The sequence below is a fragment of the Arthrobacter mobilis genome, from assembly GCF_012395835.1.
In the GTDB taxonomy this organism is placed as follows: domain Bacteria; phylum Actinomycetota; class Actinomycetes; order Actinomycetales; family Micrococcaceae; genus Crystallibacter; species Crystallibacter mobilis.
Genome location: NZ_JAAZSQ010000002.1, coordinates 56,065 through 80,965 on the forward strand (window position 1 = coordinate 56,065; position 24,901 = coordinate 80,965).

The following is a 24,901-nucleotide window of genomic DNA, read 5'->3' on the forward strand; positions in this document are numbered from 1 at the left end:
CGGGAGGGGCCTGCTGTCAAGTTGTACGGGCGGTCGAACTGCCGCCGGACCGGCCGGGCCGCTGCGGGATTACTGCGGGGGCGGGAGCAGCTCCGTTGCCCCGAGGGCATCGAGCACGAAGGCGTAGTCCCAGGCCGCGTCCTTCCAGGCCTCGTAGCGGCCGGAGGCGCCCCCGTGGCCGGCGTCCATGTCGGTCTTGAGCACTACCGGTGCGGTGCCGGTAGTGGCCGCGCGCAGCCGCGCCACCCACTTGGCCGGCTCCACGTACAGCACCCGGGTGTCATTGAAGCTGGTCACCGCCGCGATCGGCGGGTAGGGCAGCGGCCGGACGTTCTCGTACGGGCTGTAGGACTTCATGTAGGCGTACACCTCGGGGTCCTCGAGCGGGTTGCCCCACTCTTCCCACTCGAGCGCCGAGAGCGGCAGGTCCGGATCCAGCACGGAGGTGAGCGGATCCACGAACGGCACCTGCGCCAGGATCGCGGCGTATTTCTGCGGGGCGAGGTTGGCCACGGCGCCCATCAGCAGGCCGCCGGCCGAGCCGCCCATGGCCGCGATGCGCGCCGGGTCCGCCCAGCCGGAGGCGGCCAGCCAGTCCGTGGCGTCCACGAAGTCGGTGAAGGTGTTCTTCTTCTTCAGTTTCTTGCCGTCCTCGTACCACTTCCGGCCCATTTCGCCGCCGCCGCGCACGTGGGCGATGACCATCACCACGCCACGGTCCAGCACGGACAGCCGCGCCGTGCTGAAATACGGGTCCATGCTGTGCTCGTAGCTGCCGTAGGCATAGAGCAGGGCGGGGTTGGAGCCGTCCGGGCGCACCTCGGACCGGCGCAGCACGGAGAGTGGAATCCGGGTGCCGTCCCGGCTTGTGGCCCATTCGCGGCTGGCCACATAGGCGCCGCGGTCGTAGCCGGGCACCGGGGTTTCCTTGCGCAGCCACAGCCGGCCGGTGGCCGGCTCATAGTCGTAGACCCGGGGCGGGGTGAGGAACGAGGCGTAGCCGAGCCGGATGACCGGTGACTCGTAGTCCATGGCGCCGGCGCCGGCGGTGAACAGCTCCTCGTCGAAGTCCGGTTCCGCCGGGGCGGCCTGCGTGCCCGTGCCCAGCCCGGCCAGCGGGATGACCTGGACGCGCTCGATGGTGTCCTTGCGCACCGACAGCACCATGTGCGTGGCGGTGACGCCGGCGCCGTTGACGCGCACGGCGTCGTCGTGCGGCACGACGGTGGCCCACTGCTGCTCGGCCAGCGGCTTGGCGAACTCGTCCAGTCCGGCCAGCGAGACCATTGAATTGACTGCTTCCTTGTTGTGCGTCAGCAGCACCATCTCCCGCCCGGCCAGCTGGAAGGGTTCGGCGTCGTAAAGGATGCGCTCGCTGCGCGGGACCAGCGTGCGCAGGCCGGCTGCCTGGTCGGCGAAGTCCAGCAGCCGGGTCTCGCTGTATTCGGAGCAGCTGATGCTGACCACCAGGTGGCGGCGGTCCGCGGAGAGGTCGAAGCCGGTCCACATGGCCGGGTCGTCTTCCTGGTGGATGACGGTGTCCTCCTCCACGCCGGTGCCAAGGACGTGGGACCTGACCTGCCAGGGCCGCCAGGTGTCGTCCACCACGAGGTAGAACACCTGGCGGCCGTCCGGTGAAAAGGCCGGCGCGTAGAAGACGTTCTCCACCACGTCCGGCAGCAGTTCGCCGGTACGCAGGTCCTTGATCCGCAGGGTGAACCGCTCGTCCCCGGTGGTGTCGACGGCGTAGGCGAAAAGGTTGCCGTCCTTGGTCACTGCGGTGCCGCCAAGGGCGAAGAAGGGCTTGCCCTCGGCTTCGGCATTGCCGTCGAGCAGAACCTGCTCGCCCGGTATTTCGGTACCGGGCTCGACCTGCGGGGGCGTCCAGTCCGCAGCCAGGTCGCCGGTGTCCCGGGCCTGGACCCGGCACCGGACGGCATACTGCCTGCCTTCCTCCATCCGGCTGTAGTACCACCAGCCGTCCTTGCGCACCGGCACGGAGAGGTCGGTTTCCTGGGTCCGGTTCTTGATTTCCTGGAAGATCGCCTCCCGCAGCGGCTGCTGCCCGGCCGTGACCGCCTCCGTGTACTCGTTCTCGGCCCTGAGGTGGGCCACGACCTCGGGATCCTCCTTGGCGCGCAGCCACTCGTAGTCGTCCACGACGACGTCGCCGTGGTGGATCCGCTCGACTGGAACCTTCCGGGCGGCCGGCGGCTGCGGCGCCGGGGCGGTGCGGGGGACTGCGGGCGCGGCGGTGGAGGGTGCGGCGGCGCCGTCGGGTGCAGGGTGCGTCATGGCACCAATATAGATTGGGGCGCTCCCGCAGCGTCGGCTTCGGCTGCTTGACTCACCCTCGCCGGGATAATATTCTGAACGAACGGTCGGTAAATATTTCCAAGCTTCCAATACAGTGAGGTGGCCATCATGGCAACGCAGACGGATGCGCGTGAGCTGCATGCAGTCCCGTCCGAAGAGGACCAGGCCGGGCAGGCGTACTTTGACCGGATCATCGCCGAGGACTCGCGGATCGAGCCCTCGGACTGGATGCCCGAGGCATACCGGAAGACCTTGGTCCGCCAGATTTCCCAGCATGCCCACTCGGAAATCATCGGCATGCAGCCCGAGGCCAACTTCATTACCCGCGCGCCCTCGCTCAAGCGCAAGGCCATCCTGATGGCCAAAGTCCAGGACGAGGCCGGCCACGGCCTGTACCTGTACTCGGCGGCCGAGACGCTGGGCACCCCGCGCGAGGAACTCTTCGACCAGCTGCTGACCGGCAGGGCCAAGTACTCCTCGATCTTCAACTACCCGGCGCTGACCTGGGCGGACATGGGGGCCATCGGCTGGCTCGTGGACGGTGCGGCGATCGTAAACCAGGTTCCGCTGTGCCGCGCCTCCTACGGGCCCTACGGCCGGGCAATGGTCCGCATCTGCAAGGAGGAGTCCTTCCACCAGCGCCAGGGCTTCGAGATCCTGCTCGAACTGGCCAACGGCACGCCCGCGCAGAAGCAGATGGCCCAGGATGCCATCAACCGCTTCTACGCCCCTGCGCTGATGATGTTCGGGCCGAACGACGACGCGTCCCCCAATTCCCAGCAGTCCATGCGCTGGAACATTAAGCGCTTCTCCAACGACGAACTGCGCCAGCGCTTCGTCGGCATGATCCAGGAGCAGGTCAAGGTCCTGGGCCTGACCCTGCCCGATGACAAGATCCGGTTCAACGAGGAAACCGGCCAATGGGAGCACGGCGAACTCGACTGGAACGAGTTCTACGAGGTCCTCAAAGGCCGCGGACCGTGCAACGCGCAGCGGATGGAACGCCGGCGCGAGGCGCATGAGAACGGTGCGTGGGTGCGCGAGGCAGCCTCCGCCTACGCCGCAAAGCAGGCACAGAAAGCACAGGTGGCGTGATGGCAACAGGAGACCAGTCAGCAATGGCGACGGCGGCCAAGACCCCGGTCACCGAGGCCGGACAGTCCGCCAACAGGGGCTCGTGGCCGCTGTGGGAGGTTTTCGTGCGCTCGGCGCGCGGCCTCTCCCACGTGCATGCCGGATCCCTGCACGCCCCGGACGCCGAGATGGCGGTGCGCAATGCCCGCGATCTGTACACCCGGCGCAACGAAGGCGTCTCCCTCTGGGTGGTTCCGGCGTCGGCCATCGTGGCCAGCGATCCGGACGCCAAGGGGGCGTTCTTTGAATCCCCGCAGGGCAAGGACTACCGCCACGCCATGTACTACAAGAAGAGCGAAGGGGTGAAGCACCTGTGAGCGGCGAAAGCGCCACCCGGATCACCCCGGGCAATGCCCTGCGTCCGGAGGACATTGCCGAAAAGGTGGCTGCCGGCACCAGGATCAGCCAGGACGTGGCCGAGTACGCGCTGCGGCTGGGCGACGACGCCCTGATCCTGGCCCAGCGCCTGGGCTGGTGGATTTCCCGGGCGCCGGAAATCGAAGAGGACATCGCCCTGGGCAACATCGCCCTGGACCTGCTCGGCCATGCCCGCTCCTTCCTGACCTACGCCGGGTCGGCCTGGGGCAAGACGGAGGACGACCTGGCCTACTGGCGCTCGGAGCCGGAGTTCCGCTCCAGCTTCCTGGTCGAGCAGCCCAACGGCGACTTCGCCAAGACCATCGCCCGCCAGCTGGTCTTCTCCCTCTACCAGTACGAGTTGTACTCGCGGCTGGTCAATTCAGCGGACGAAACCTTGGCGGCCATCGCCGCCAAGGCGCTCAAGGAAGTGGACTACCACCGCGACCACGCGATCCAGTGGACGCTGCGGCTGGGCGACGGCACCGAGGAATCCCACCGGCGCATGAAGTCCGGCCTGGACTCCGTCTGGCCGTACGTTGACGAACTGTTCGCCGACGACGAGCTGATCGACCGCCTGGCCGGCGTGGCCGTGCGTCCCTCCGAACTGCGCGCGCCCTTCGATGCGCTGCTGGCGCAGGTCCTGGACGAGGCCACGCTGCAGGTGCCTGAGGTGCAGCCGGCCATGACCGGCAACCGCGGCAGCCAGCACAGCGAGCACCTGGGCTACATCCTCGCCGAGATGCAGGTCATTGCCCGCGAGCACCCCGGAGCCACCTGGTAGGAGACCGGCACAGCCATGTCCACAAACACTGCAGTCCGCCCCGCCGATGCCCTGGCCGCCAAGGTCTGGGACATCGCCGCGACCATCGCCGATCCGGAGATCCCGGTCCTGACCATCGAGGACCTGGGCATCCTGCGCGAGGTGGCGGTGGTGCCCGGGCAGGCCGGCGGCGGCCGGCCCGCCGTCGAGGTCACCATTACACCCACCTATTCGGGCTGCCCGGCCATGGACACCATCCGCGACGACATCGTGGCGGCGCTGGACCGGCACGGCTATGGCGACGTGCAGGTGAAGCTGGTGCTGGCCCCGGCCTGGACCACCGACTGGATGACCGAATCCGGCAAGGCCAAGCTCGAGGAGTACGGCATTGCCGCACCGACCGGCAGGGCCGGGGTGCGCACCGGGCCGGTCCGCCTGGGGCTGAGCGTGAAGTGCCCGCGCTGCAACTCGCTGAACACCCGGGAGATCACCCGCTTCGGCTCCACCTCCTGCAAGGCGCTCTACCAGTGCAATGACTGCAAGGAACCCTTCGACTACTTCAAGGTGCTCTAGATGACTACTTCCACTCCCGAGGCCTCCTCCGCGGCCGAATCCGCAGCCAAGCGCCGGGGCAGCTTCCACCCGCTGACCGTTTCGAACGTCCGGCGGCTCACCGACGAGGCCATCGAGGTGACCTTCGCGGTTCCGGAGCACCTGCAGGGACAGTACGACTACATTCCCGGCCAGTACGTGGCCCTGCGCACGCAGCTGGAGGGCAGGGAGGTCCGCCGCAGCTACTCCATCTGCGCCGAGCCCACCCCCGGGGAGATCCGCGTGGCGATCAAGCGCGACCTGGGCGGACTGTTCTCGAACTGGGCCAACGACAACCTCAAGCCCGGGGACGTCCTGGACGTGATGAGCCCTGCCGGTGCGTTCATTTCCAAGCACCAGATCACCGAGCTCAACCGCCCCGAGGACATCGACACCGAGAACGAGACCGTCTTCGCCGCGTTCGCGGCCGGCTCCGGGATCACCCCGGTGATCGCCATCGCCCGGCACGTGCTGGCCGCCAACGACCGGGTGCGCTTTGACCTGGTCTACGCGAACAAGGCCGCCATGGACGTGATGTTCGTGGAGGAACTGGCGGACCTGAAGGACAAGTACCCGGCCCGCTTCGCCGTGCACCACGTGCTCTCCCGCGAACAGCGGATCTCCCCGCTGCTGTCCGGCCGGATCGACACCGACAAGCTCAACGCCCTGTTCGACGACGTGCTGCGCACCGACGAGGTGGACGAGTGGTTCCTGTGCGGGCCGTTCGAGTTGGTCCAGATGGTCCGCGACGTCCTGGCCGAGCGCGGAATCCCCAGCGAGAAGATCCGCTACGAGCTGTTCACCACCGGCGAGCCGACCAAGCCCCAGGGCAGCATTGGCAGGCCGGTGGAGGTGGACCCGGATGCGGACAATTACGAGATCAACTTCCGGCTGGACGGGCTCTCCGGCAAGGTGCCCAGCCCCAAGCACGCCCGCGAGTCCATCCTCAATGCCGCCCTGCGGGTGCGTCCCGACGTTCCCTTCGCCTGCGCCGGCGGCGTGTGCGGCACCTGCCGGGCCAAGGTAGTCTCGGGCACGTTCGAGATGGAGGAGAACTACGCGCTGGAGCCGGAGGAGATCGAGCGCGGCTACGTGCTGACCTGCCAGACGCGCCCGACCAGCGACGAAATCACCGTCGACTACGACGCGTAGTATGTCGCCGGGGAGGCCTCCGGCCGGCGGCAACGAACGGAACCCTGCCTCCCAAGCTCGGCCCGGGGCCCTCGGCAGGATTCCCTACCAGCCCGGGAGCTGAACGTTCAAGCCGCCCTTCCCGGAGGCCTGCCCGGCTTTGTGTTCCTTCCGTCCATGCTGTTCCCTCCCTCCAGCCCGTCCGCATAGTCCAAAGGAGAACTTCGTGAGCATGATCGAGCTGAGCATTGCCGGCAATATTGCGGAAGTGGTGCTGAACGCGCCGCAGAAGATGAACGCGCTGGACGAGCAGGCGCTGGCGGACCTGGGCGCTGCGTACGACGACGCCGCGGCGGCAGCCGCCGCCGGCACGGTGCGGGCGCTGCTGCTGCGCGGAGCGGGCCGCGGCTTCTGCGCCGGCCGGGATATTTCCGGGGTCGTGCCGGAGACCGACGACGCCTACCACTACCTGGGCGACCTGGTCACGCCGCTGCTGAAGAAGATGGCGGCCTTCCCGGCGCCGACCTTCGCGGCCGCACAGGGGGCAGCGCTCGGTGTCGGGCTCGGGCTGCTGATTGCCACCGACGTGGTGTACGTGGCGGAGGATGCCAAGATCGGCTCGCCGTTTGCCAACCTCGGGGCCACGCTGGATTCGGGCGGGCACTGGCTGTTCACCGAGCGCCTCGGGGCACACCGGACCCTGGACCTGGTCTACACCGCCGAACTGATGAGCGGCAGCGAGGCGGTGGCCTCCGGCCTGTTCAGCCGCGCCATGCCGGCCGGGGAACTGCTGGACAGCACCCGGGCCATCGTGGCCCGGGTGGCCGAGGGGGCCACCGGGGCCTTCCGGGCATCGAAGGAACTCGTGGCCCATATCCGGGACCAGCGGCTGGGGCTGTGGGCAGCCACCGAGGAGGAGAACGTGGCCCAGGGACAGCTGTGCAGCAGCGCCGACTACGCTGAGGGCTTCAAGGCCTTCCAGGAGAAGCGCCGGCCGGTCTTCAAAGGTCTGCCCTGATATCAATCCTTTAATCCCCGGCGCGGATTCCGCCCGCAGCCCTTGACGGCAGTTGCCGGCCGGAGGAGGATGCTGCCACTGAGCTGCCCCGCCGGAAGGCAGGTTTCCGGCGGCGCAGCCTGGTGGGCCTGCGGGTGCCGGAAGAGCGCCGTATGGGGGTGGGCGGCCGTGCATGCGGCCGCCAGCAGTCACGGCAGGCGCGGGCCCGGCAGAAAGCCACCCGTCCCGGAGAAACCCGGGACGGGTGGCTTTCTGCTGCCTGCCGCCAGGCTCAGCGGGTGTCCATGTCCTCGAAGACCAGGAAGGTCTGGGTGTCGATGATCCCGGGCATGGACTGGATCTGGTCGAAAATCACCCGGCGCAGATCCACGTTGTCCACCGCCCGGACGAGCAGGATGACGTCGAAGTTCCCGCCCACCAGGGCAATGTGGTGCACCTCGGGGATGGCCTTGAGGGCATCCTTCAGCGCCCGCCAGGAGTGCTGGCGCAGCTTCAGCGTCACGTAGGCGGAAGCCCGCAGGCCGGCCTTGATCGGATCCACAAGGGCGGTGAACTTGGTCAGCACGCCGGATTCGGTCAGCCGGGCGATCCGCGAATAGGCGTGGGCACGCGAAATGTGAACGTTTTCCGCCACCGCCGTCACGGACAGCCGGCCGTCCCGCGTCAGTTCGGCCAGGATCTTCCGGTCGATGTCATCCAGTTTGACGGAAGGGGCGTCGGTCAATCGTCCACACCTCGGTTGGTAATCCAGCTCACGTTTGCAATTCGTCTTCAAGAATACGCTCTAGGGATGGAAAGTTCCACCGTTCTTCCAAAATATGGATACGAATAGTAGCCGGATCGCATACTAATCAAACAAATCAAACACGGAAACTTTCATCCGAATCCGTCCGGCCAGCCCGGCGGCCACCGCGCAGGCGGCAGCGCCGGCAGGATCAGCAGGAGACGCAATGACCACCTCCACCGGAAAGAACCGCAAGGGCTCCACGGGCAATCCCCTGGACCACATGCCCCGCACCGCGCCGGACAGCAGCCGGGCCGCCGAGTCCTTCATGCTGCCGCAGACGGCACCGGTCCAGCTGGTCGACCCGGACGGCCGGCACGTCCACAACGACATGTATCCGCTGCCGGACGGCCGTCAGCTGCTCACCGCCTACCGGCAGCTGGTCATCGGCCGCCGGGTGAACGACCAGGCCAACGCGCTGGTCCGCCAGGGCCGGATGGCCGTCTACCCGTCCTCGCATGGCCAGGAGGCGTGCCAGGTCGCTGCGGCCCTGACCCTGGGGGACGGAGACTGGCTGTTCCCGACCTACCGGGACACCGTGGCGGTCATGGCCCGCGGGGTGGACCCGATCCAGACGCTCACCCTGCTGCGCGGGGACTGGCACGGCGGCTACGACCCGTACGAGCACAAGGTCTCGATCCAGGCCACCCCGCTGGCCACCCAGCTGCTGCACGCCGTCGGCGTTGCCCACGCGGCCAAGCTCAAGGGCGAGAACACCGTGGTGATGGCCATGTGCGGGGATGGCGCCACCAGCGAAGGGGACTTCCACGAGGCCCTGAACTTTGCGGCCGTGTTCCACCTGCCGGTGGTGTTCTTCGTGCAGAACAACCAGTACGCCATTTCCGTACCGCTCAAGCACCAGTCCGTGGCGCCGTCGCTGGCCCACAAGGCCATCGGCTACGGCATGCCCGGCGAACGGGTGGACGGCAACGACCTGGCCGCCCTCCTGGGCGTGCTGGGCAAGGGCGTGGACCGGGCGCGCGCCGGCGGCGGACCGGTCCTGGTGGAGGCCCACACCTACCGCATGCAGTCCCATACCAATGCCGACGACGCCACCCGCTACCGCACCGACGAGGAAGTCCAGGCCTGGCTGCCGAAGGACCCGATCATCCGGATGCGCAGCTACCTGTCCGGGCTGCACCTGCTCACCGAGGAGCTGGAGCAGGAGTTCGCCGGCGACGCCGAACAGGTGGCCGCCCGGATGCGCGACGGGCTGAATGCCGAGGTGCAGGTGGATCCGGAGGACCTGTTCCGCTTCGTCTACACCAATCCGACCCCCCAGCTGCGCGAGCAGGCGGCGAAGCTGCGCGACGAGCTCTCCCGCGAATCCCTGTAAGACGGCCCCGGAGAGGAAGCCTGCGATGACTGCAACCACAACCAGCACCACGCTGACGTTCGCCAAGGCGCTGAACACTGCCCTGGCCGATGAAATGGAAGCCGACCCCACCGTCGTCGTCTTCGGCGAAGACGTCGGGCCCCTGGGCGGAGTCTTCCGGATCACCGACGGGCTGACCAAGCGCTTTGGCGAGGAACGCTGCTTCGACACCCCGCTGGCCGAGTCCGGGATCATGGGCATGGCCGTGGGCATGGCCATGAACGGGCTGCGCCCGGTGGTGGAGATGCAGTTCGATGCCTTCGCCTACCCGGCCTTCGAACAGGTGGTCTCGCATGTGGCGAAGATGCCCAACCGGACCCGCGGCAAGGTGAAGCTGCCGATGGTCATCCGGATCCCCTATGCCGGCGGCATCGGCGGCGTGGAGCACCACTGCGACTCCTCGGAGTCCTACTATGCCCACACCCCCGGCCTGACGGTAGTGGCGCCGGCAACCGTCCAGGACGCGTACACCATGCTGCGCGAGTCGATCCGGCACCCGGATCCGGTGGTGTTCCTGGAGCCGAAGAAGCTCTACTGGTCCAAGGACGAAGTCGACCTCCCGGCGCTGCAGGCCCGCTGGGGTGCCGGCGGCGCCGCCGCGGCAGGACCGCGGATCGGCCGCGCCGTCGTCGCCCGCGAGGGCAGCGACGCGACCTTGATCACCTACGGGCCGAGCGTGCCGACGGCGCTGCAGGCGGCCGAGGCCGCGGCCGCCGAAGGCCGGTCGCTGGAGGTCATCGACGTGCGTTCGCTCGTTCCGTTCGACGACGAGACGGTCACCGCCTCGGTGCGCAAGACCGGCCGCGCCGTCGTCATCGCCGAGGCCCCCGGATTCGCCTCCGTGGCCTCCGAGATCGTGGCCCGGGTGCAGGAGCGCTGCTTCCACTCGCTCGCCGCGCCGGTGCTGCGGGTGACCGGTTTCGACATTCCGTATCCGGCGCCGAAGCTGGAGCAGTACTACCTGCCCAGCGTGGACCGGATCCTGGACACCGTGGACGAACTGCAGTGGGAGGAGGCATAGCATGCCGCGACAGGTATTCATGCTGCCGGACCTGGGCGAGGGGCTGACCGAGGCCGAACTGGTGAACTGGCTGGTCAAGGTGGGGGACCAGGTCCGGGTGGACCAGCCCGTCGCCGAGGTGGAGACCGCCAAATCCCTGGTGGAGGTGCCCAGCCCCTACGCCGGCACCGTGGCCGTGCTGCACGGGGCCGCAGGAGAGACCATCGACGTCGGCAAACCGCTGATCTCTGTGGATGCCGAGGGCGCGCCGGCTGCCGAGACCTACCGCACCGAGGAGCGTGCCGGGGCCAAGCCGCCGGCCGTCGAGGTGGGGGAGGCCGCGGACTCGGGCTCGGGCAATGTGCTGATCGGCTACGGCACGTCCGGCGGGCACGGCGCCGGCCGGCGCACGCGCAAGCCCAGGCGGGCCTCCGCCGGCCCGCAGGTGCGTACCACCGCGGAACCGGCCCCGGCGGGGCCGCGCCGGGCCCCGCTCGTGGTCTCGCCCCTGGTACGCAAGCTGGCCCGCGATGGCGGCCTGCGGATCGAGCAGATCCAGGGCAGCGGCCGGGACGGGCTGGTGCTGCGCCGGGACGTGGAAGCCGCGCTCGCCGGTTCCGCCGCCCCGGAGGCCGCGCCTGCAGCCGAAACGGCGTCCGCCCGGCCGGCCGCGGCCGCCGGGGCCGCGGGGGAGACGGATCCGCGCAGCGGGCTGCGCATTGCCTCCCGGACCCCGATGCGCGGGGTGCGCAAGGCCGTGGCCGAGGCCATGTCCCGCAGCCGCACCGAAATCCCCGAGGCCACCGTGTGGGTGGACGTAGATGCGACCGCCCTGCTGGAACTGCGCGCGCAGCTGAAGCAGCGGGACCCGGACAACACCCCCGGGCTGCTGGCGTTCATCGCCCGCTTCGTGCTGGCCGGCCTGGCCCGGTACCCGGAACTGAACTCGCGGATCGAGGACGGGGAAATTGTCGCCTTCGACGGCGTGAACCTCGGCTTCGCCGCGCAGACCGAGCGCGGGCTGCTGGTGCCCAGCATCCGCGGCGCGGACCGGCTGAGCGCCCGGCAGCTGGACGCCGAGATCCGCCGGCTGGCCGCCGTCGCCCGCGACGGCAAGGCGAGCCCGGCCGAACTGACCAGCGGGACCTTCACGCTGAACAACTATGGTGTGTTCGGCGTCGACGGCAGCGCGGCAATCATCAACTATCCGGAGGCGGCGATTCTCGGGGTGGGGCGGATCATCGACAGGCCCTGGGTGGTCGGCGGCGAACTGGCCGTCCGCAAGGTGACCGAACTGGTCCTGGCCTTCGACCACCGGATCTGCGACGGAGGCACCGCCGGCGGGTTCCTGCGCTACGTCGCGGATGCGATCGAGAACCCCGGCTCGGTACTGGCCGACCTGTGAGCGAAGCGCGGCGCACCTCTGGCTGCATCGGGGGTGCGCCGCTACCCTAGCAGCATGATCCAACTGCCGGAGTCATACCAGCGCTACCTGGACCAGCTCGCCAGCGCCCACGCCGAGGCACTGCGCCCGGTCTTCCTGCAGTCCGCGGCCGAACGCGAGCACGGCGTGCTCGTCCGCGGGGCAGGCACCCACTACGTTCAGGCGCTTGTGGACGACGCGATTCCCTACGGGGAAATCCGCGAAGAATAGCGGGGTGCGCCGTCACCGGCACGCCGGGACCGGGTGCCGGCGTGCAACCATGCCCGGCGCCGGGGTACCTTAGCTAGCGGGCGGGGCAGCACCCGCCCGCGTGCCAACGGCGGCACCGGGCCGCCGCACAGTGACCGCAATGGAGGGGACCGGCCCGCATGAGCGCTGCCGCAGAAGCCGAACACAACGGGGACGAAACTGGCGACAAGGCTGCGTATGTGCAGGTGGCGCCCGGAAACTACGTGATCAGGACCAGCACCTACCGGCTCAACAGCGGCCTGGTGATCGGCCGCGACAAAGCCATGGTCATCGATACCGGTGCCGGACCGCGCCAGGCCCGCCAGATCTATACGGCCGTCCGGGAACTGACCAAGCTGCCCCTGGTGGTGGTGAACACGCACTCGCATTACGCCCACGTCTTCGGCAACGAGTTCTTCGCCCAGAACGGCGTGCACGAGTTCTACGCGCACCGCAACTGCGGCCACGACATGGCCGAAAACGGCGCGCTGCAGCGCGAACTCGTGGCCGCCACCGAACCGGAGATGGCCGCCGCCACCGGCCGGCACACTGGCATCCGGGTGCCCACGCGGCTGGTGGACGCCGCGCCGGTCACGGTGGAGCTGGGCAATATGCCGGTCAAGCTTTTCCATCTGGGCCGCGGCCACACCGACGGGGACCTGCTGGTGGGGACGCCCTCGACCCTGTTCGCCGGGGACCTGGTGGAACAGGGCTCCTACCCGCAGTTCGAGGATTCCTACCCGCGGGACTGGGTGGACACCCTGCGCCGGATCTCGGCGCTGCGGCATGAGTACGAGGTGCTCGTGCCCGGCCACGGGCAGACGGTCAGCTACGCCTTCGTGAAGAGCATGTGGGAAACCATGGCGCTGGCGGTGCGGATGGCCAGTACCGCCAGCCGGGAGACCCCGGCCGATTCCACCAAGGCGATCCCCATCCTGCCCTACGGGCCGGTGCAGTCCCGCATCCTGCTCGAGCGCCTCACGCGCGCCCGGACTGGAGGCTGAACAGCCAGGTCAGCAGCGCGCCGAGCAGCATGCCGGTGGCGGTGATCAGCGCGGCCCCGGCCCAGAAGAACAGCGGCAGCGCCCCGGCGCCCGGATCCGTCCGCGCAATGAACCAGTAGATTCCGGCGGCCGCGGCCGCGCCCAGCAGCGACAGCAGCCAGCACAGCCGCGGCCACCAGCGCGAGGACGCCCAGGAGCTGCCGTAGCCGCCGAACACGTTCCAGCCCTCGCCGGCGCGCAGCACCAGCGGCCCGGCCAGCAGCGTCCAGAAGCCGGCCACCAGGAACGCCGCCACCACGTCCGAGGGCCGGTGCCAGCCGTTGACCAGCGTGGCCGCGCCGGTCAGCACGGCATACAGCCCGCCGGCGGCGGCGCTGAACGGCCGCCACCGGGGGGAGACCACCAGGAAGACGGCCAGGGCCGCCGCGGCCGCGAGGGTGGTGTGTCCGGAGGGCAGCGAATTGTGCGCCAGCGTGGGAATGCCCAGATCCGGCCGGTCCGGCAGCAGGTTCTTCAGCAGCCAGCTCGAGGCCGCGGACGCGGCGACGACGCCCACGGCGGCGGCGGCCGCATGCCGGCGCCGGCGGGCCAGGGCCACCCAGAGCAGCACCACCGCGGCCAGCGCGGCTGAGAGGTTCGGGATCAGGTTCAGGAACCCCAGGAACAGCCGGCGCGCCGGCCGCCAGACCGAGCCGGCCGCGGCCAGGGCGGATTCGTCGACGAACTGGCCGGTGGCGGTGCGGACGAACACGTAGTAGGTGCAGGCGAAGGCGGCTGCGCACAGCACCGCCCCGAGCCAGAAGAGCACGGGGGCGCGGCCGGCGCGCTTGCGGCCGCCGGCACGTCCGGCGCGGACACCGGGCTGCGGGCGCGGGTTCCTCATGGGTTAACAGGGTGCCACAGCCTCCGGCCCATGGAGCCTGCCGTGCGCGGCGTACAGTGGAGCGGTGAGCGACGATATCCCGGATCTTGATGACCTGCTGGCCACCGCGCGGGTGGTGAGCCTGCCGATGAAGGTCAGGTTCCGCGGCGTGCTGCAGCGCGAAATCCTGCTGTTCCGCGGACCCGCAGGCTGGGCCGAGTTTTCCCCGTTCCCCGAGTACAACGACGGCGAATCCGCCGCCTGGCTGCGGGCGGCCATCGAGGCCGGCTGGCAGGGGTTCCCCGCGCCGCTGCGGGATGCCGTGCCGGTGAACGCGACGGTGCCGGCGGTGCCGCCCGCGGACGTGCCCGCGGTGCTGGCCAGGTACGACGGCACGCAGACGGTCAAGGTCAAGGTGGCCGAGCGCGGCCAGGGGGTGGACGAGGACGTGGCCCGGGTCGCCGCGGTCCGGGCCGCGCTGCCGCAGGCCCAGCTGCGGGTGGACGCCAACGGCGGCTGGGACGTGCCCACGGCGGTGGCCGCCCTGGGCCGGCTGGCCGACTACCGGCTGCAGTACGCCGAGCAGCCGGTGCCGGACATTGCCGGGCTGCGCAGCGTGCGCCTTCAGCTGCGGCGGGCCGGCATCGACGTGCCGGTGGCTGCCGATGAAAGCGTGCGCAAGGAGGAGGACCCGCTGCGGGTGGCGCGGGAGGACGCCGCGGACCTGATCGTGGTGAAGGTCCAGCCCTTGGGCGGGGTGCGCCGGGCGCTGCGGATCGTCGCCGAGGCAGGGCTACCGGCAGTGGTCAGTTCGGCCTTGGATTCCTCGGTGGGGATCCGGGCCGGCGTGGCGCTGGCTGCCGCCCTGCCCGAGCTGCCGTACGCCTGCGGGCTCGGCACGGTCTCCCTGATGGCCGGCGACGTTGCCGCCGGTCCGCTGGTGCCCGCGGGCGGGCAGCTGCGGGTGGGGGACGTGGCCGTGGACGAGGACCTGCTGGACCGTTTTGCGGCCGCACCGGAGCGCCGCCGGTGGTGGCTGGACCGGCTGCGCCGCTGCCACGCCCGGCTGGCCGGTGAAACGCTGGAAGTTTGACCACAGTTCACCTCCGGTCAGGCTTCCGGACGAATTGCGCTGGGACGCTGGGCTTGACCGGGACCGGGCAACGCCCGGCCCACCACTCGCAAATTCGGGAAGGCCTCTCGTCGTGACTAAAACCCCCAAGCGCCTGCTGCCGATGGCAGGCCATACCGCCGGCAAGCGCAGCGCCGTGACCTGCGCGCTCAAGTGTGACAGTGCCTGCGCCAAAGGAGTGTGCAATACCTCGTCCAACAGCTACTTCCGCGACATCGTCTCCGCGGAATACTCCCGCCGTTCCCTGCTCGGGGTGGGCAGCGCCGGTGCGCTGGCCCTGATGTTCGGCGGCAGCGGCGCCGCGCCCGCGGTGGCCGGCGGGACCGGCGGACTGGCCCCGGCGGTGAAGGCCCAGGCCAACAAGAGCAAGCTGAAGTTCGCCGGCATCGACGGTGTGCCCAACACCGTCGACGACGTCGTGGTGCCCAAGGGCTACAACTGGCAGCCGGTCATCCGCTGGGGCGACCCGCTGTTCGACGATTCCGCCGAGTTCGACCCCCGGAACCAGACGCCCGAGTCCCAGGCCGGCCAGTTCGGCTACAACTGCGACTACGTGGACATTCTGGAAATCCCCGGCAGCAAGGGCAAGCGCGCCGTGCTGTTCTCCAATCACGAGTACACCAACGAGAACCTCATGTTCCCGCCGGACATGGACATCAGCCAGGTCCGCAGGACCGCCATGGCCGCCCACGGCCTGTCCGTGGTCGAACTTGAGCGCAAGGGCACGGGCCAGCCGTGGAAGTACGTCCGCGGCGCCAAGCTGAACCGGCGCTTCCTGATGGACACCAAGTACGAGCTGACCGGCCCCGCCGCCGGCTCGCCCCTGCTCAAGACCCAGGCGGACCCGAGCGGCCGCATTGTGCTCGGCACCCAGAACAACTGCGCCGGCGGCACCACCCCGTGGGGCACCATCCTCTCCGGTGAAGAGAACTTCAACCAGTACTTCAAGGTCACCAATCCCAGCGGGGAGCAGCGCCGCTACGGGCTGACCAGCAGGAACCCGTCCCGCGGCTGGCACCTCGAGGAAACCCGGTTCGACCTCGACCTGCCCGAGGGCAGGAACGAGGACAACCGGTTCGGCTGGATCGTCGAGGTCGATCCGTTCGATCCGGACTCCACCCCGCGCAAGCACACCGCCCTGGGCCGCTTCAAGCACGAAGGCGCCAACGTCACCATTGCCGCCTCCGGCCACGCCGTCGCCTACTCCGGTGACGACGAGCGCTTCGACTACCTGTACAAGTTCGTTTCCAAGGGCAGGTACATCGAAGGCGACAAGAAGCACAACATGACCCTGCTGACCGAGGGCGACCTCTACGTGGCCAGCTTCAGCGGCAACTCCCCGCAGAACCAGATCGACGGCTCCGGGGTGCTGCCCTCGGACGGCGCCTTCGACGGCACCGGGCGCTGGATCCAGCTGACCCGGGACGGCAAGTCCCTGGTTCCGGACATGGAGATCGACCAGGTCCTGGTCTACACCCGCCTGGCCGCGGACAAGATGGGCGCCACCAAGATGGACCGCCCGGAGGACGTCGAGGTCAGCCCGCACACCGGTAAGGTGTACGTGGCCTGCACCAACAACACCGCGCGCTCGGCGGCACAAGCGGACGAAGCCAACCCGCGTGCCAACAACCGCCACGGCCACGTGGTCGAACTGACCGAGAACGGCGACCAGGCCGCTACGGAGTTCACCTGGAAGCTGGTGCTGGTGGCCGGCGACCCGGCAGCCGACGAAAGCGTCTACTTCAGCGGCTATCCCGCAGACCAGGTACAGCCGGTTTCCTGCCCGGACAACCTGGCCTTCGACTCGGCGGGGAACCTGTGGATCTCCACCGACGGCCAGCCGGGAACCATCCAGCGCAACGACGCCCTCTACCGCGTCACCATGGAAGGCCCGGAGTACGGCAGGGTCGAGCAGTTCATGGCGGTCCCGATCGACGCCGAAACCTGCGGGCCGCTGATCCACGACGAGGACGGGCTGGTCTTCGTGGCCGTCCAGCATCCCGGCGAGGACGGCAGCTGGGACGCCCCGCGGTCCCTGTTCCCCGATTACGTTACGCCGGGATCGACCCCGCGCAAGGGTGACGCCGCCCTGCCGCGTCCTTCCGTGATCCAGATGTACAGGGGCCGCCGGTAACGGCAGCGGGCAGGCTGTTCCCGGGCCGCCGGCCCGGAGTGCCCGTCTAGGATAGGAAGGTGACCGCCCAGCTCAGTTCCATGGAAGCCGCGCGCTCGGCCGTTGCCGTCCTGGTCCGCGGCGGAGTCCGGGATGTGGTCGTCGCCCCCGGGTCGCGCAGCGCCCCGCTGGCCTACGCCCTGGCCGAAGCCGAGGCCCGCGGCGAGGTGCGGCTGCATGTGCGCATCGACGAACGCGTGGCCGGGTTCACCGCGCTGGGCCTGTCCCTGGGCTCGCTCCGGCCGGTGCCCGTGGTGACCACCTCGGGCACCGCCGTCGGGGAACTGCTGCCGGCGGTGATGGAAGCGAACCACGCCGCGGTCCAGCTGGTGGTCATCTCCGCGGACCGGCCCGGGGAACTGCGCGGGACCGGGGCCAACCAGACCACCGAGCAGCCCGGCCTGTTCGGCAGCCACGTCCGGTACGCCGCCGACATCCCCGCCGGCGAGGACCCCGCCGGGACCCTCGCCGGCGGACTGCTCGCGGCCCGCGGCCTCGCGGCGCCCGACCACCAGGGCGCTGCGGGCCCGGTGCATATCAATCTGGCCTTCCGCGACCCGCTCTTTCCGGCCGCGGACGACGACGGCGGAACCGCGGCTGTCCCGGCGGTCACCGCAGCGGCCGGCAGCCGCGAGATGGCCGTCCCGGCACCGGTACCCGGACCCGGGCCGGAACCCTCGGCTGCCGCGGGCGGCAGCGGCCGCACCGTCGTCGTCGCCGGCCACGGGGCCGGAGCGTACGCCGAAGCCTTCGCCCGCTCGCAGGCGCTGCCACTGCTGGCCGAACCGTCCTCGAATGCCCGCTTCGGCCCCAACGCCGTCGGACCCTACCGGCTGCTGCTTGACCCGCTCGGGGCCGGCATCGAACGGGTGGTCGTCTTTGGGCGGCCCACGCTGTCCCGGCCGGTGGCCGCCCTGCTGGCGCGCCCGGACGTGCAGACCGCGCTGTACCTGCCCGGACCGGTGGCCTGGTTCCGGCGCGGGAAGCGGCGTGAACGGATCATCACCGGGCCCGCGGAACTCGCCCTGTTCGCTGGCCAGGGCCCGGCGGGCTGGCTGCAGGGCTGGCAGCGCGCGGACCGGGCCGCCGACGCGGCGCTGCAGGCGGTCCTGGCCGGAACCCCGGAGCTGACCGGGTTCGAGGCCGCCGCGGCGGTCTGGGCACACACCCGGGGCCGGCTGGTGCTGGGCTCCTCGAATACCATCCGGGACGTGGATTTGGCCGGCCGGCCGCAGCCGGACCCGCAGTGCACGGTGTACGCCAACCGCGGGCTGGCCGGCATCGACGGCACCACCGCCACGGCCACCGGGATCGCCCTGGGCACCGGCGGGCGCACGCGGGCGCTGGTGGGCGACCTGACCTTCCTGCACGACGCCGGCGGGCTGCTGCTGGGAGCAGGGGAGGCCGAGCCGGCGCTGCAGCTGGTGGTGCTCAACGACGCCGGCGGCGGGATCTTCTCGCTGCTCGAGCACGGAGAGGTGGGCACCCGGCCGCGCTATGCCGCCGCCGTCGAACGGCTCTTCGGCACCCCGCACCAGGCGGGGATCGCGCAGCTGGCCGCCGCCTATGGCCTTGGCTACCGGCTGGTGGAGGACCGGGCGCAGCTGGAGCCGGTGCTGAAGGAAGAGTTCACCGGCCGCGGAATTGTGGAGATCCGCACGGACCGCAGCGGGCTGCGCCGGCTGCACGCGCGGGTCCGCGAGGCCATTTGGAGCGCCGCCGGAGGGCAGCCGTGACGTCCGTACCTCATCCCGACCACGACCGCGGCCTCGGATTCGATCTGTCCACGCTGCTCAGCAGGCGGCGCACCCTCGGCCTCTTCCTGGGCGCCGGTGCCGCGGCGGCATTGTCCGCCTGCACCCCCGGCACAACAGGCACCGGCGGCAGCACCGGCCCGGCCACCGGCGGTACCGGGGGCCAGGCTCCGGGGACGGCCGGCCCCACCCCGGCGGTGACCCGGGCACTGGCCGATTGCGGCGTCGAAATTCCGGATGAAACCGCAGGCCCCTTCCCGGGCGACGGCTCGAACGGCCCGGACGTGCTCGAGGCCTCCGGCGTGGTGCGGCGGGACATCACCTCAAGCTTCGGGGCCTCGTCCACCGTCGCCGGCGGCGTGCCGCTGGCATTCACGCTGACCCTGCTGGACAACTCGAAGGGCTGCAGGCCGCTGGCCGGGGCCGCCGTCTACGCCTGGCACTGCGACCGGGACGGGCGGTACTCGCTCTATGACCCGGGGCTGGAAAACGAGAACTTCCTGCGCGGCGTGCAGGAGGCGGACGGGAACGGCCACGTGAGCTTCGCCACGATGTTCCCGGGCGCCTACAACGGCCGCTGGCCGCACATCCACTTCGAAGTGTTCGGGTCGCTGAAGCACGCGGCCGCTGCCGGTCGCGTGCTGAAGGTCTCGCAGCTTGCCCTGGCCGAGGCTGCCTGCCGCGAGGTGTATGCCACCGCAGGCTACGAAACCAGCCGGAGGAACTTTCCCAGGACCGCCCTGGCGCAGGACAACGTCTTCGGGGACGACGGCGGGATCCACCAGCTGGCGACCATGTCCGGGTCCGCGGCCAAGGGCTACACGGCCTCGCTCAACGTCACCATCTGAGCCTTTCGCCCGGGCCGCAGGTGCCGGGAACGCGAAATCCCCCGTTCCGGGATTCTGCTGCCGGTTTGAATCAGGAGCAGAATCCCGGAACGGGGGAAATACGGGGGAGGGGCCTAGAGCACCTTGGAGAGGAACGCCTGGGTCCGCTCGTGCTGCGGGTTGCCCAGGACCTCGCGGGGGTCGCCCTGCTCGACCACGACGCCGCCGTCCATGAAGACCAGCCGGTCCCCGACCTCGCGGGCGAAGCCCATCTCGTGCGTGACCACCATCATGGTCATGCCCTCGTCGGCCAGCTGGCGCATGACCTCAAGCACGTCGCCGACGAGCTCGGGGTCCAGGGCGCTGGTGGGCTCGTCGAAGAGCATCATGTCGGGGTTCATGGACAGCGCCCGGGCAATGGCCACGCGCTGCTGCTGGCCGCCGGAGAGCTGGGCCGGGAAGGCGTCCTCCTTGTGCGCCAGGCCCACCTTGGCCAGGTTCTTCCGGGCGATCTCCACGGCTTCGGCCTTGCCGCGCTTCTTGGCCCGCTGCTGGGCCAGGGTGAGGTTGCGCAGCACGCTCAGGTGCGGGAACAGGTTGAACTGCTGGAACACCATGCCGATCCGGGTGCGCACCAGGTCCAGGTCCGTTTCCGGATCGGTGATGTCCACGCCCTCCACCAGCACGGTGCCGCTGGTAGGTTCCTCCAGCCGGTTCACGCAGCGCAGCAGCGTGGACTTGCCCGAGCCCGACGGGCCGATGACGCAGACCACTTCGCCCTGGTCCACGTGGAAGTCGATGCCCTTGAGGACCTCGACCTCGCCGAAGGACTTGTGCAGGTTCCGGACCTCGATGGCCGGCGGGCCGGCGGTGGAGGCTGCCGGCGCCTGGTGGGCAGGGTTGTGCATGGCCATGGCCTACCGGCCTCTCTTGTTGTGCCGCTCGAGCCAGGCGACCAACCGGGTCAGCGGGAGCGTGATGATCAGGTACATGAGCGCGGCCACCACCAGCGGGGTGGCATTGGCCTGCTGGGAGACCGCATCCCGGGCGAAGGTGGTCAGCTCCCGGTCGCCCAGGGCCATGCCGGCAATGAACAGCAGCGAGGTGTCCTTGATCAGGATGACCAGTTCGTTGGTCAGCGGCGGGGTCACGATGCGGAACGCCTGCGGCAGCACCACCGAGACCATGGTCCACGCCGGGGTCATGCCCAGCGAGCGCGCGGCCTCGACCTGCCCCGGAGGCACCGCCTGGATACCGGCGCGGATGGTTTCGGCAATGTAGGCCGCCGACACGATGATCAGCGCGATCAGCCCGGCCCCGGCGCTGCCGCCCGGCGGACGCCAGTTGAAGGCGATCGGCACCGCGAAGGCGAAGCCGAAGATCACCAGCAGCGCCGGCAGGCCGCGGAACAGCTCGATGTAGGCGGTGGCCACCCAGCGGTAGGGGCCCACGGGGGAGAGCTTCATCAGGGCCAGGATCAGGCCCAGGGCAAGCCCGCCGATGAAGGCGATGACCGTGTAGATGACCGTGTTCTTCACCGCCGTGACGACGATCTCCGGGAACATCTCCCGGGCCACGTCCAGGTCGAGGAAGTTCGTCCGGATCGCCTGCCAGTCCGCCAGGAACCCCACCAGGAGCACGGCCAGGACGAACACCGCGTACAGCACGCCGCGGAACAGGCGCCTGCGGGTCGAAGCCTTCATCCTGGGCCGGCCGGCAGGTCCCGGCATTGTGGCGGGCGCGGTGCCGGGGACGGTGCCGCTGTCGGTACGCATGCCTTACTCCGTGAAGTACTTGTCGTAGATTTCCTGGTACTTGCCGCTCTCGCGCAGCTCGGCCAGTTCGGCGTTGACCGCTTTCAGGAGCGCCTCGCTGCCCTCTTCCTTGACCGCGAACCCGTACTGCTCGTCCGTCTCGTACTTCTCCACCACCGTGTACGCCCCGTCCTGGGTGTGCCCCAGGTTCACCGGCAGGTCCTGCAGCACGGCGTCGACGCCGCCGGACTGCAGGGCCGGGAACAGTTCGGCGTCGGAGGGGTAGGCCAGGATCTCGGTGTCCTTGGGCAGGTGCTCGCGGGCGTAGGCCTCGCCGGTGGTGCCCTGCTGGACGCCGACCCGCTTGCCGGCCAGGTCCGCCAGCGCCTTGATCTCGGAGTCCTTGGGCACCAGCAGCGACTGCAGCGAGTCGTAGTACGGCTCGGAGAAGTCGATGTTCTTTTCCCGGGCCTCGGTGATGGTCATGGCGCTGGCACCAATGTCGCACTGGCCGGCCGCCAGCGAGGCGCCGGACTGCAGGCCGTCGAAGCCAACATCCTTGATGACCACGTCGAGGCCGAGGCCGCCGGCCACTTCCCGGATGATGTCCATGTCGAAGCCGGTGTACTCGCCGCCCTCTTCGAATTCGAACGGCGGGTAGGGGATGTCCGAGCAGACGGTCAGCGTCCCCGGAGTGATCAGCGCCAGGTCGCTGCCGCCCCCCGGGCTGACTTCGGGGCTGGCACCGGCACCGGTGGATCCGCCGTCTCCGCAGGCGCTCAGGGCCAGGGCTCCGGCGGCCAGGACGGCCAGTGTCTTGGCGGTGCGGGCTGCGCGTACTCGCATAGGTTGCTACCTCTTCTCGCGGGTGAAAATCAGGCTTAAGTGTAGCTGTAACATTTGGTCACAGGAGATATGCATCACAGGCTACAGGAATTGCATATTTGACAACAAGGGGAGCGCCGGACAGCCGGAACACAGCAGGCTTAGCCCCGCAGGCCGAGTGCCTCCAGCATCGGGCGGAACTTCGCCCAGGTTTCGGCCAGTTCCGCCTCCGGCGTCGATGCCTCGACGATGCCGCAGCCGGCATACAGGCGCACCCGGGTGGGGGATTCAACCACCGCCCCGCGCAGTGCGATGCCCCACTCGCCGTTGCCTGCGCCGTCGGTCCAGCCCACCGGCCCGGCGTAGGGGCCGCGGTCCATGCCTTCGAGTTCGCGGATCAGCGCACCAGCCAACTCGGTGGGGGAGCCGCAGACAGCGGCGGTCGGATGCACCGCCTCGGCCAGCTCCAGCGATGACGGAACCGGCCCGCCGCCGCGCCCGAGCTCTGCGGTGACGTCCGAGGCCAGATGCCAGACGTTGGGCAGCTGGAGCACGAAGGGCTCGCTGTGCGAGGTCATGGCCGAGGTATAGGGCTCAAGTTTGGCCGTCAGCGAGTCGATGGCGATCTCATGCTCGTGCTGCTGCTTTTCCGAGCCGGCCAGCACACGCTGGGCGTAGTCGGCATCGGACTCGCCGTCCCGCTTGCGGATATTGGCCCGGTCCAGCGTGCCGGCCAGCACCCGGGCGCGCGCCACATTGTTGTCCACCTTGATCAGCATTTCCGGGGTCGAGCCGACCAGCCCGTCCACCGCGTAGGTCCAGCAATCCTGGTAGCGCACGGCGAGTTCCCGCAGCACCTGGGCGGTGGCGACCGGCGAGGCGAGCTCCGCGACCACATCGCGGGCCAGCACCAGCTTGCTCAGCTCGCCGCGGGCAATGCGTTCGACGCCGGCGGTGACGGCGGCGCGGTAGTCCTCCTCGGAGACCTGGCCGGGAACCAGCCGGTCGCCGTCGTCTGCCGCCCGCCCGGCCGCCACGCCCTCCAGCCAGCCGGCCAGCGCCGCCTCGGCCGCCGCGGCACTGACCTCGGCGTCCGGATCGCAGGTCAGGTAGGTCAGCCAGCCGCGGCCGCCGTCCAGTCCCACGAGCACCGAGGGGATAATCAGCCGCGAGGCGTGCCGCGACGTCCAGGAGAACGCGAAGGAGCCGAAGGCCACGGCGCCGGTGCCGGGGCCGCCCACGTGGTTCTCGATCCGGGCGCCGGTGGCGACCGTCCGCCACCAGGCCGAGGCGGCCCGGAAACGCTCCGGGCCGGTGGCGGTGAAGCGGGCGGCCTCGCCGAAACCGGCCAGCCCCCCGTCCCGGCGCACCCAGCACAGCACGTCGTCGCGGACCAGGTACTCCAGCAGCCCTGCGGTGTCCGGCAGCGCGGCCCAGGGGATGGTGATGCCGCGCAGGGTGTCCGGCAGCTGCGCAGGAACGTCCCGGGCAGGGGAGCCCTGGGTGCCGGCCGCCGGGGTTCCGGGCAGGCCGGAGGGAGCGGACATCGGGGAGGTCATGGTTCTTAAGCCTACTCGGGTCCGGGCGGGCCCGGGGTGCGGGCAGGTGCACCCGGGGCCCGGCCGGCCCCGGCAAATGGCGGGGCAAATTTTTGAGAGAATGGTCCGGTGAAACGTGCATCGCTGGACAAACGCCCGGATGAAGTAGCCGCCATGTTCGACCATGTCGCACCGAAGTACGACCTGGTCAACGATGTCCTCTCGATGGGCCAGACCCGGCGGTGGCGCCGCGTCGTTGTCGAGGCCGTCGATGCCCGGCCGGGCCAGAAGGTGCTGGACCTGGCCGCCGGCACCGGCACCTCCAGCGAACCGTATGCGGACGCCGGCGTGCATGTGGTGGCGTGCGACTTTTCCCTGGGCATGCTGCGGGTGGGCAAGCGCCGCCGGCCCGATATCGACTTCGTTGCCGGGGACGCGACCGCGCTGCCCTTCGCGGACAACTCCTTCGATGCGGTGACCATCTCCTTCGGCCTGCGCAATGTCCAGGATCCGCAGCAGGCGCTGGCCGAGATGCTGCGGGTGGCCAAGCCGGGCGGGCGCCTGGTGGTCGCCGAATTCTCCACCCCGGTGCTGCCGGTCTGGCGCACCGTGTACACCGAGTACCTGATGCGCGCCCTGCCGGCGATCGCCGGCAGGATCTCCTCGAACCCGGATTCGTACGTCTACCTGGCCGAATCCATCCGGGCCTGGCCCAACCAGGACCAGCTCGCCGCCCGGATCGCCGCCGCGGGCTGGCAGGAGGTGGCCTACCGCAACCTCAGCGGCGGCATCGTCGCCGTCCACCGGGCGCGCAAGCCGGTCTCCGGCGGGGTGGCGGACACCGCCGCCCCCGCGGAGCCGCGCCGCCGCGGCAGCGGGGCAGCGCGCTGA

23 protein-coding genes are annotated in these 24,901 nt (G+C 70.0%); 16 read left to right on the plus strand and 7 right to left on the minus strand.

The features are described from left to right. Positions 1-69: 69 nt before the first annotated feature. Positions 70-2,295: a S9 family peptidase gene (locus HGG74_RS02640; RefSeq protein WP_168484804.1), complete on the minus strand. Its 2,226-nt coding sequence runs from the start codon at positions 2,293-2,295 to the stop codon at positions 70-72. Positions 2,296-2,424: 129 nt separating this feature from the next. Here HGG74_RS02640 and paaA point away from each other — a divergent pair, with 129 nt between their 5' ends. From paaA to HGG74_RS02670, 6 genes are all read left to right on the plus strand, one after another. Next, positions 2,425-3,411 carry a 1,2-phenylacetyl-CoA epoxidase subunit PaaA gene (gene paaA, locus HGG74_RS02645; RefSeq protein WP_168484805.1) on the plus strand — a complete coding sequence of 329 codons (987 nt, stop codon included), beginning with the start codon at positions 2,425-2,427 and terminating at the stop codon, positions 3,409-3,411. A gap of 23 nt (positions 3,412-3,434) precedes the next feature. Next, positions 3,435-3,767 carry a 1,2-phenylacetyl-CoA epoxidase subunit PaaB gene (gene paaB, locus HGG74_RS02650; protein ID WP_168485171.1) on the plus strand — a complete coding sequence of 111 codons (333 nt, stop codon included), beginning with the start codon at positions 3,435-3,437 and terminating at the stop codon, positions 3,765-3,767. Continuing rightward, a complete protein-coding gene (gene paaC, locus HGG74_RS02655) occupies positions 3,764-4,591 on the plus strand; it encodes a 1,2-phenylacetyl-CoA epoxidase subunit PaaC (protein ID WP_168484806.1) in 828 nt (275 codons plus the stop codon). The genes paaB and paaC overlap by 4 nt, the downstream gene beginning before the upstream one ends. A 15-nt stretch (positions 4,592-4,606) precedes the next feature. Then, on the plus strand, positions 4,607-5,143 hold the full coding sequence (gene paaD / locus HGG74_RS02660) for a 1,2-phenylacetyl-CoA epoxidase subunit PaaD (protein WP_168484807.1): 537 nt from the start codon (positions 4,607-4,609) through the stop codon (positions 5,141-5,143). Then, positions 5,144-6,313 carry a 1,2-phenylacetyl-CoA epoxidase subunit PaaE gene (gene paaE, locus HGG74_RS02665; RefSeq protein ID WP_168484808.1) on the plus strand — a complete coding sequence of 390 codons (1,170 nt, stop codon included), beginning with the start codon at positions 5,144-5,146 and terminating at the stop codon, positions 6,311-6,313. A 211-nt stretch (positions 6,314-6,524) separates the two neighbouring features. Further along, positions 6,525-7,310, plus strand: coding sequence for an enoyl-CoA hydratase/isomerase family protein (locus HGG74_RS02670; RefSeq protein ID WP_168485172.1), 786 nt, complete (start codon positions 6,525-6,527; stop codon positions 7,308-7,310). 271 nt (positions 7,311-7,581) lie between these two features. Here the strand turns inward: HGG74_RS02670 and HGG74_RS02675 are convergent, their stop codons facing one another. Then, positions 7,582-8,034 (minus strand): Lrp/AsnC family transcriptional regulator, encoded by a 453-nt coding sequence (locus HGG74_RS02675; RefSeq protein ID WP_168484809.1) that lies wholly within the window; start codon positions 8,032-8,034, stop codon positions 7,582-7,584. A gap of 283 nt (positions 8,035-8,317) precedes the next feature. Between HGG74_RS02675 and pdhA the strand changes: the two genes are divergently transcribed. The 5 genes from pdhA to HGG74_RS02700 all read left to right on the plus strand — a co-directional run bounded on the left by pdhA (position 8,318) and on the right by HGG74_RS02700 (position 13,145). Beyond that, a complete protein-coding gene (gene pdhA / locus HGG74_RS02680) occupies positions 8,318-9,430 on the plus strand; it encodes a pyruvate dehydrogenase (acetyl-transferring) E1 component subunit alpha (RefSeq protein WP_246262624.1) in 1,113 nt (370 codons plus the stop codon). 25 nt (positions 9,431-9,455) lie between these two features. Next, on the plus strand, positions 9,456-10,490 hold the full coding sequence (locus HGG74_RS02685; RefSeq protein WP_168484811.1) for an alpha-ketoacid dehydrogenase subunit beta: 1,035 nt from the start codon (positions 9,456-9,458) through the stop codon (positions 10,488-10,490). 1 nt (position 10,491) lies between these two features. Further along, positions 10,492-11,874 (plus strand): dihydrolipoamide acetyltransferase family protein, encoded by a 1,383-nt coding sequence (locus HGG74_RS02690; RefSeq protein WP_168484812.1) that lies wholly within the window; start codon positions 10,492-10,494, stop codon positions 11,872-11,874. A gap of 54 nt (positions 11,875-11,928) precedes the next feature. After that, a complete protein-coding gene (locus tag HGG74_RS02695; protein ID WP_168484813.1) occupies positions 11,929-12,123 on the plus strand; it encodes a hypothetical protein in 195 nt (64 codons plus the stop codon). Between the two features lie 158 nt (positions 12,124-12,281). Further along, positions 12,282-13,145: an MBL fold metallo-hydrolase gene (locus HGG74_RS02700; protein ID WP_168484814.1), complete on the plus strand. Its 864-nt coding sequence runs from the start codon at positions 12,282-12,284 to the stop codon at positions 13,143-13,145. Here the strand turns inward: HGG74_RS02700 and HGG74_RS02705 are convergent. Next, positions 13,120-14,028, minus strand: a complete 909-nt coding sequence (locus HGG74_RS02705; RefSeq protein WP_168484815.1) for a phosphatase PAP2 family protein — start codon at positions 14,026-14,028, stop codon at positions 13,120-13,122. The genes HGG74_RS02700 and HGG74_RS02705 overlap by 26 nt on opposite strands. 64 nt (positions 14,029-14,092) lie before the next feature. Between HGG74_RS02705 and HGG74_RS02710 the strand changes: the two genes are divergently transcribed. From HGG74_RS02710 to HGG74_RS02725, 4 genes are all read left to right on the plus strand, one after another. Continuing rightward, positions 14,093-15,100, plus strand: coding sequence for an o-succinylbenzoate synthase (locus HGG74_RS02710; protein WP_168484816.1), 1,008 nt, complete (start codon positions 14,093-14,095; stop codon positions 15,098-15,100). 142 nt (positions 15,101-15,242) lie between these two features. Continuing rightward, positions 15,243-17,273, plus strand: a complete 2,031-nt coding sequence (locus HGG74_RS02715; protein WP_205761285.1) for a PhoX family protein — start codon at positions 15,243-15,245, stop codon at positions 17,271-17,273. Positions 17,274-17,332: 59 nt separating this feature from the next. Continuing rightward, entirely contained in the window at positions 17,333-19,048 is a 1,716-nt protein-coding gene (menD, locus tag HGG74_RS02720) for a 2-succinyl-5-enolpyruvyl-6-hydroxy-3-cyclohexene-1-carboxylic-acid synthase (protein WP_168484818.1), read from the plus strand. Then, positions 19,045-19,914, plus strand: coding sequence for a dioxygenase family protein (locus HGG74_RS02725; protein ID WP_168484819.1), 870 nt, complete (start codon positions 19,045-19,047; stop codon positions 19,912-19,914). Before menD ends, HGG74_RS02725 begins: the two co-directional genes overlap by 4 nt. A 113-nt stretch (positions 19,915-20,027) precedes the next feature. Here HGG74_RS02725 and HGG74_RS02730 read toward each other — a convergent pair whose 3' ends face one another. The 4 genes from HGG74_RS02730 to HGG74_RS02745 all read right to left on the minus strand — a co-directional run bounded on the left by HGG74_RS02730 (position 20,028) and on the right by HGG74_RS02745 (position 23,941). Beyond that, a complete protein-coding gene (locus tag HGG74_RS02730) occupies positions 20,028-20,801 on the minus strand; it encodes an amino acid ABC transporter ATP-binding protein (RefSeq protein ID WP_168484820.1) in 774 nt (257 codons plus the stop codon). A 9-nt stretch (positions 20,802-20,810) separates the two neighbouring features. Further along, positions 20,811-21,596 (minus strand): amino acid ABC transporter permease, encoded by a 786-nt coding sequence (locus tag HGG74_RS02735; protein ID WP_168485173.1) that lies wholly within the window; start codon positions 21,594-21,596, stop codon positions 20,811-20,813. A 75-nt stretch (positions 21,597-21,671) separates the two neighbouring features. Continuing rightward, positions 21,672-22,493: a basic amino acid ABC transporter substrate-binding protein gene (locus tag HGG74_RS02740; RefSeq protein ID WP_168484821.1), complete on the minus strand. Its 822-nt coding sequence runs from the start codon at positions 22,491-22,493 to the stop codon at positions 21,672-21,674. A gap of 140 nt (positions 22,494-22,633) precedes the next feature. Beyond that, positions 22,634-23,941: an isochorismate synthase gene (locus HGG74_RS02745; protein ID WP_168485174.1), complete on the minus strand. Its 1,308-nt coding sequence runs from the start codon at positions 23,939-23,941 to the stop codon at positions 22,634-22,636. Between the two features lie 198 nt (positions 23,942-24,139). On the opposite strand from HGG74_RS02745, the gene HGG74_RS02750 reads away from it, so the two are divergent. Beyond that, positions 24,140-24,901, plus strand: coding sequence for a demethylmenaquinone methyltransferase (locus HGG74_RS02750; RefSeq protein WP_168484822.1), 762 nt, complete (start codon positions 24,140-24,142; stop codon positions 24,899-24,901).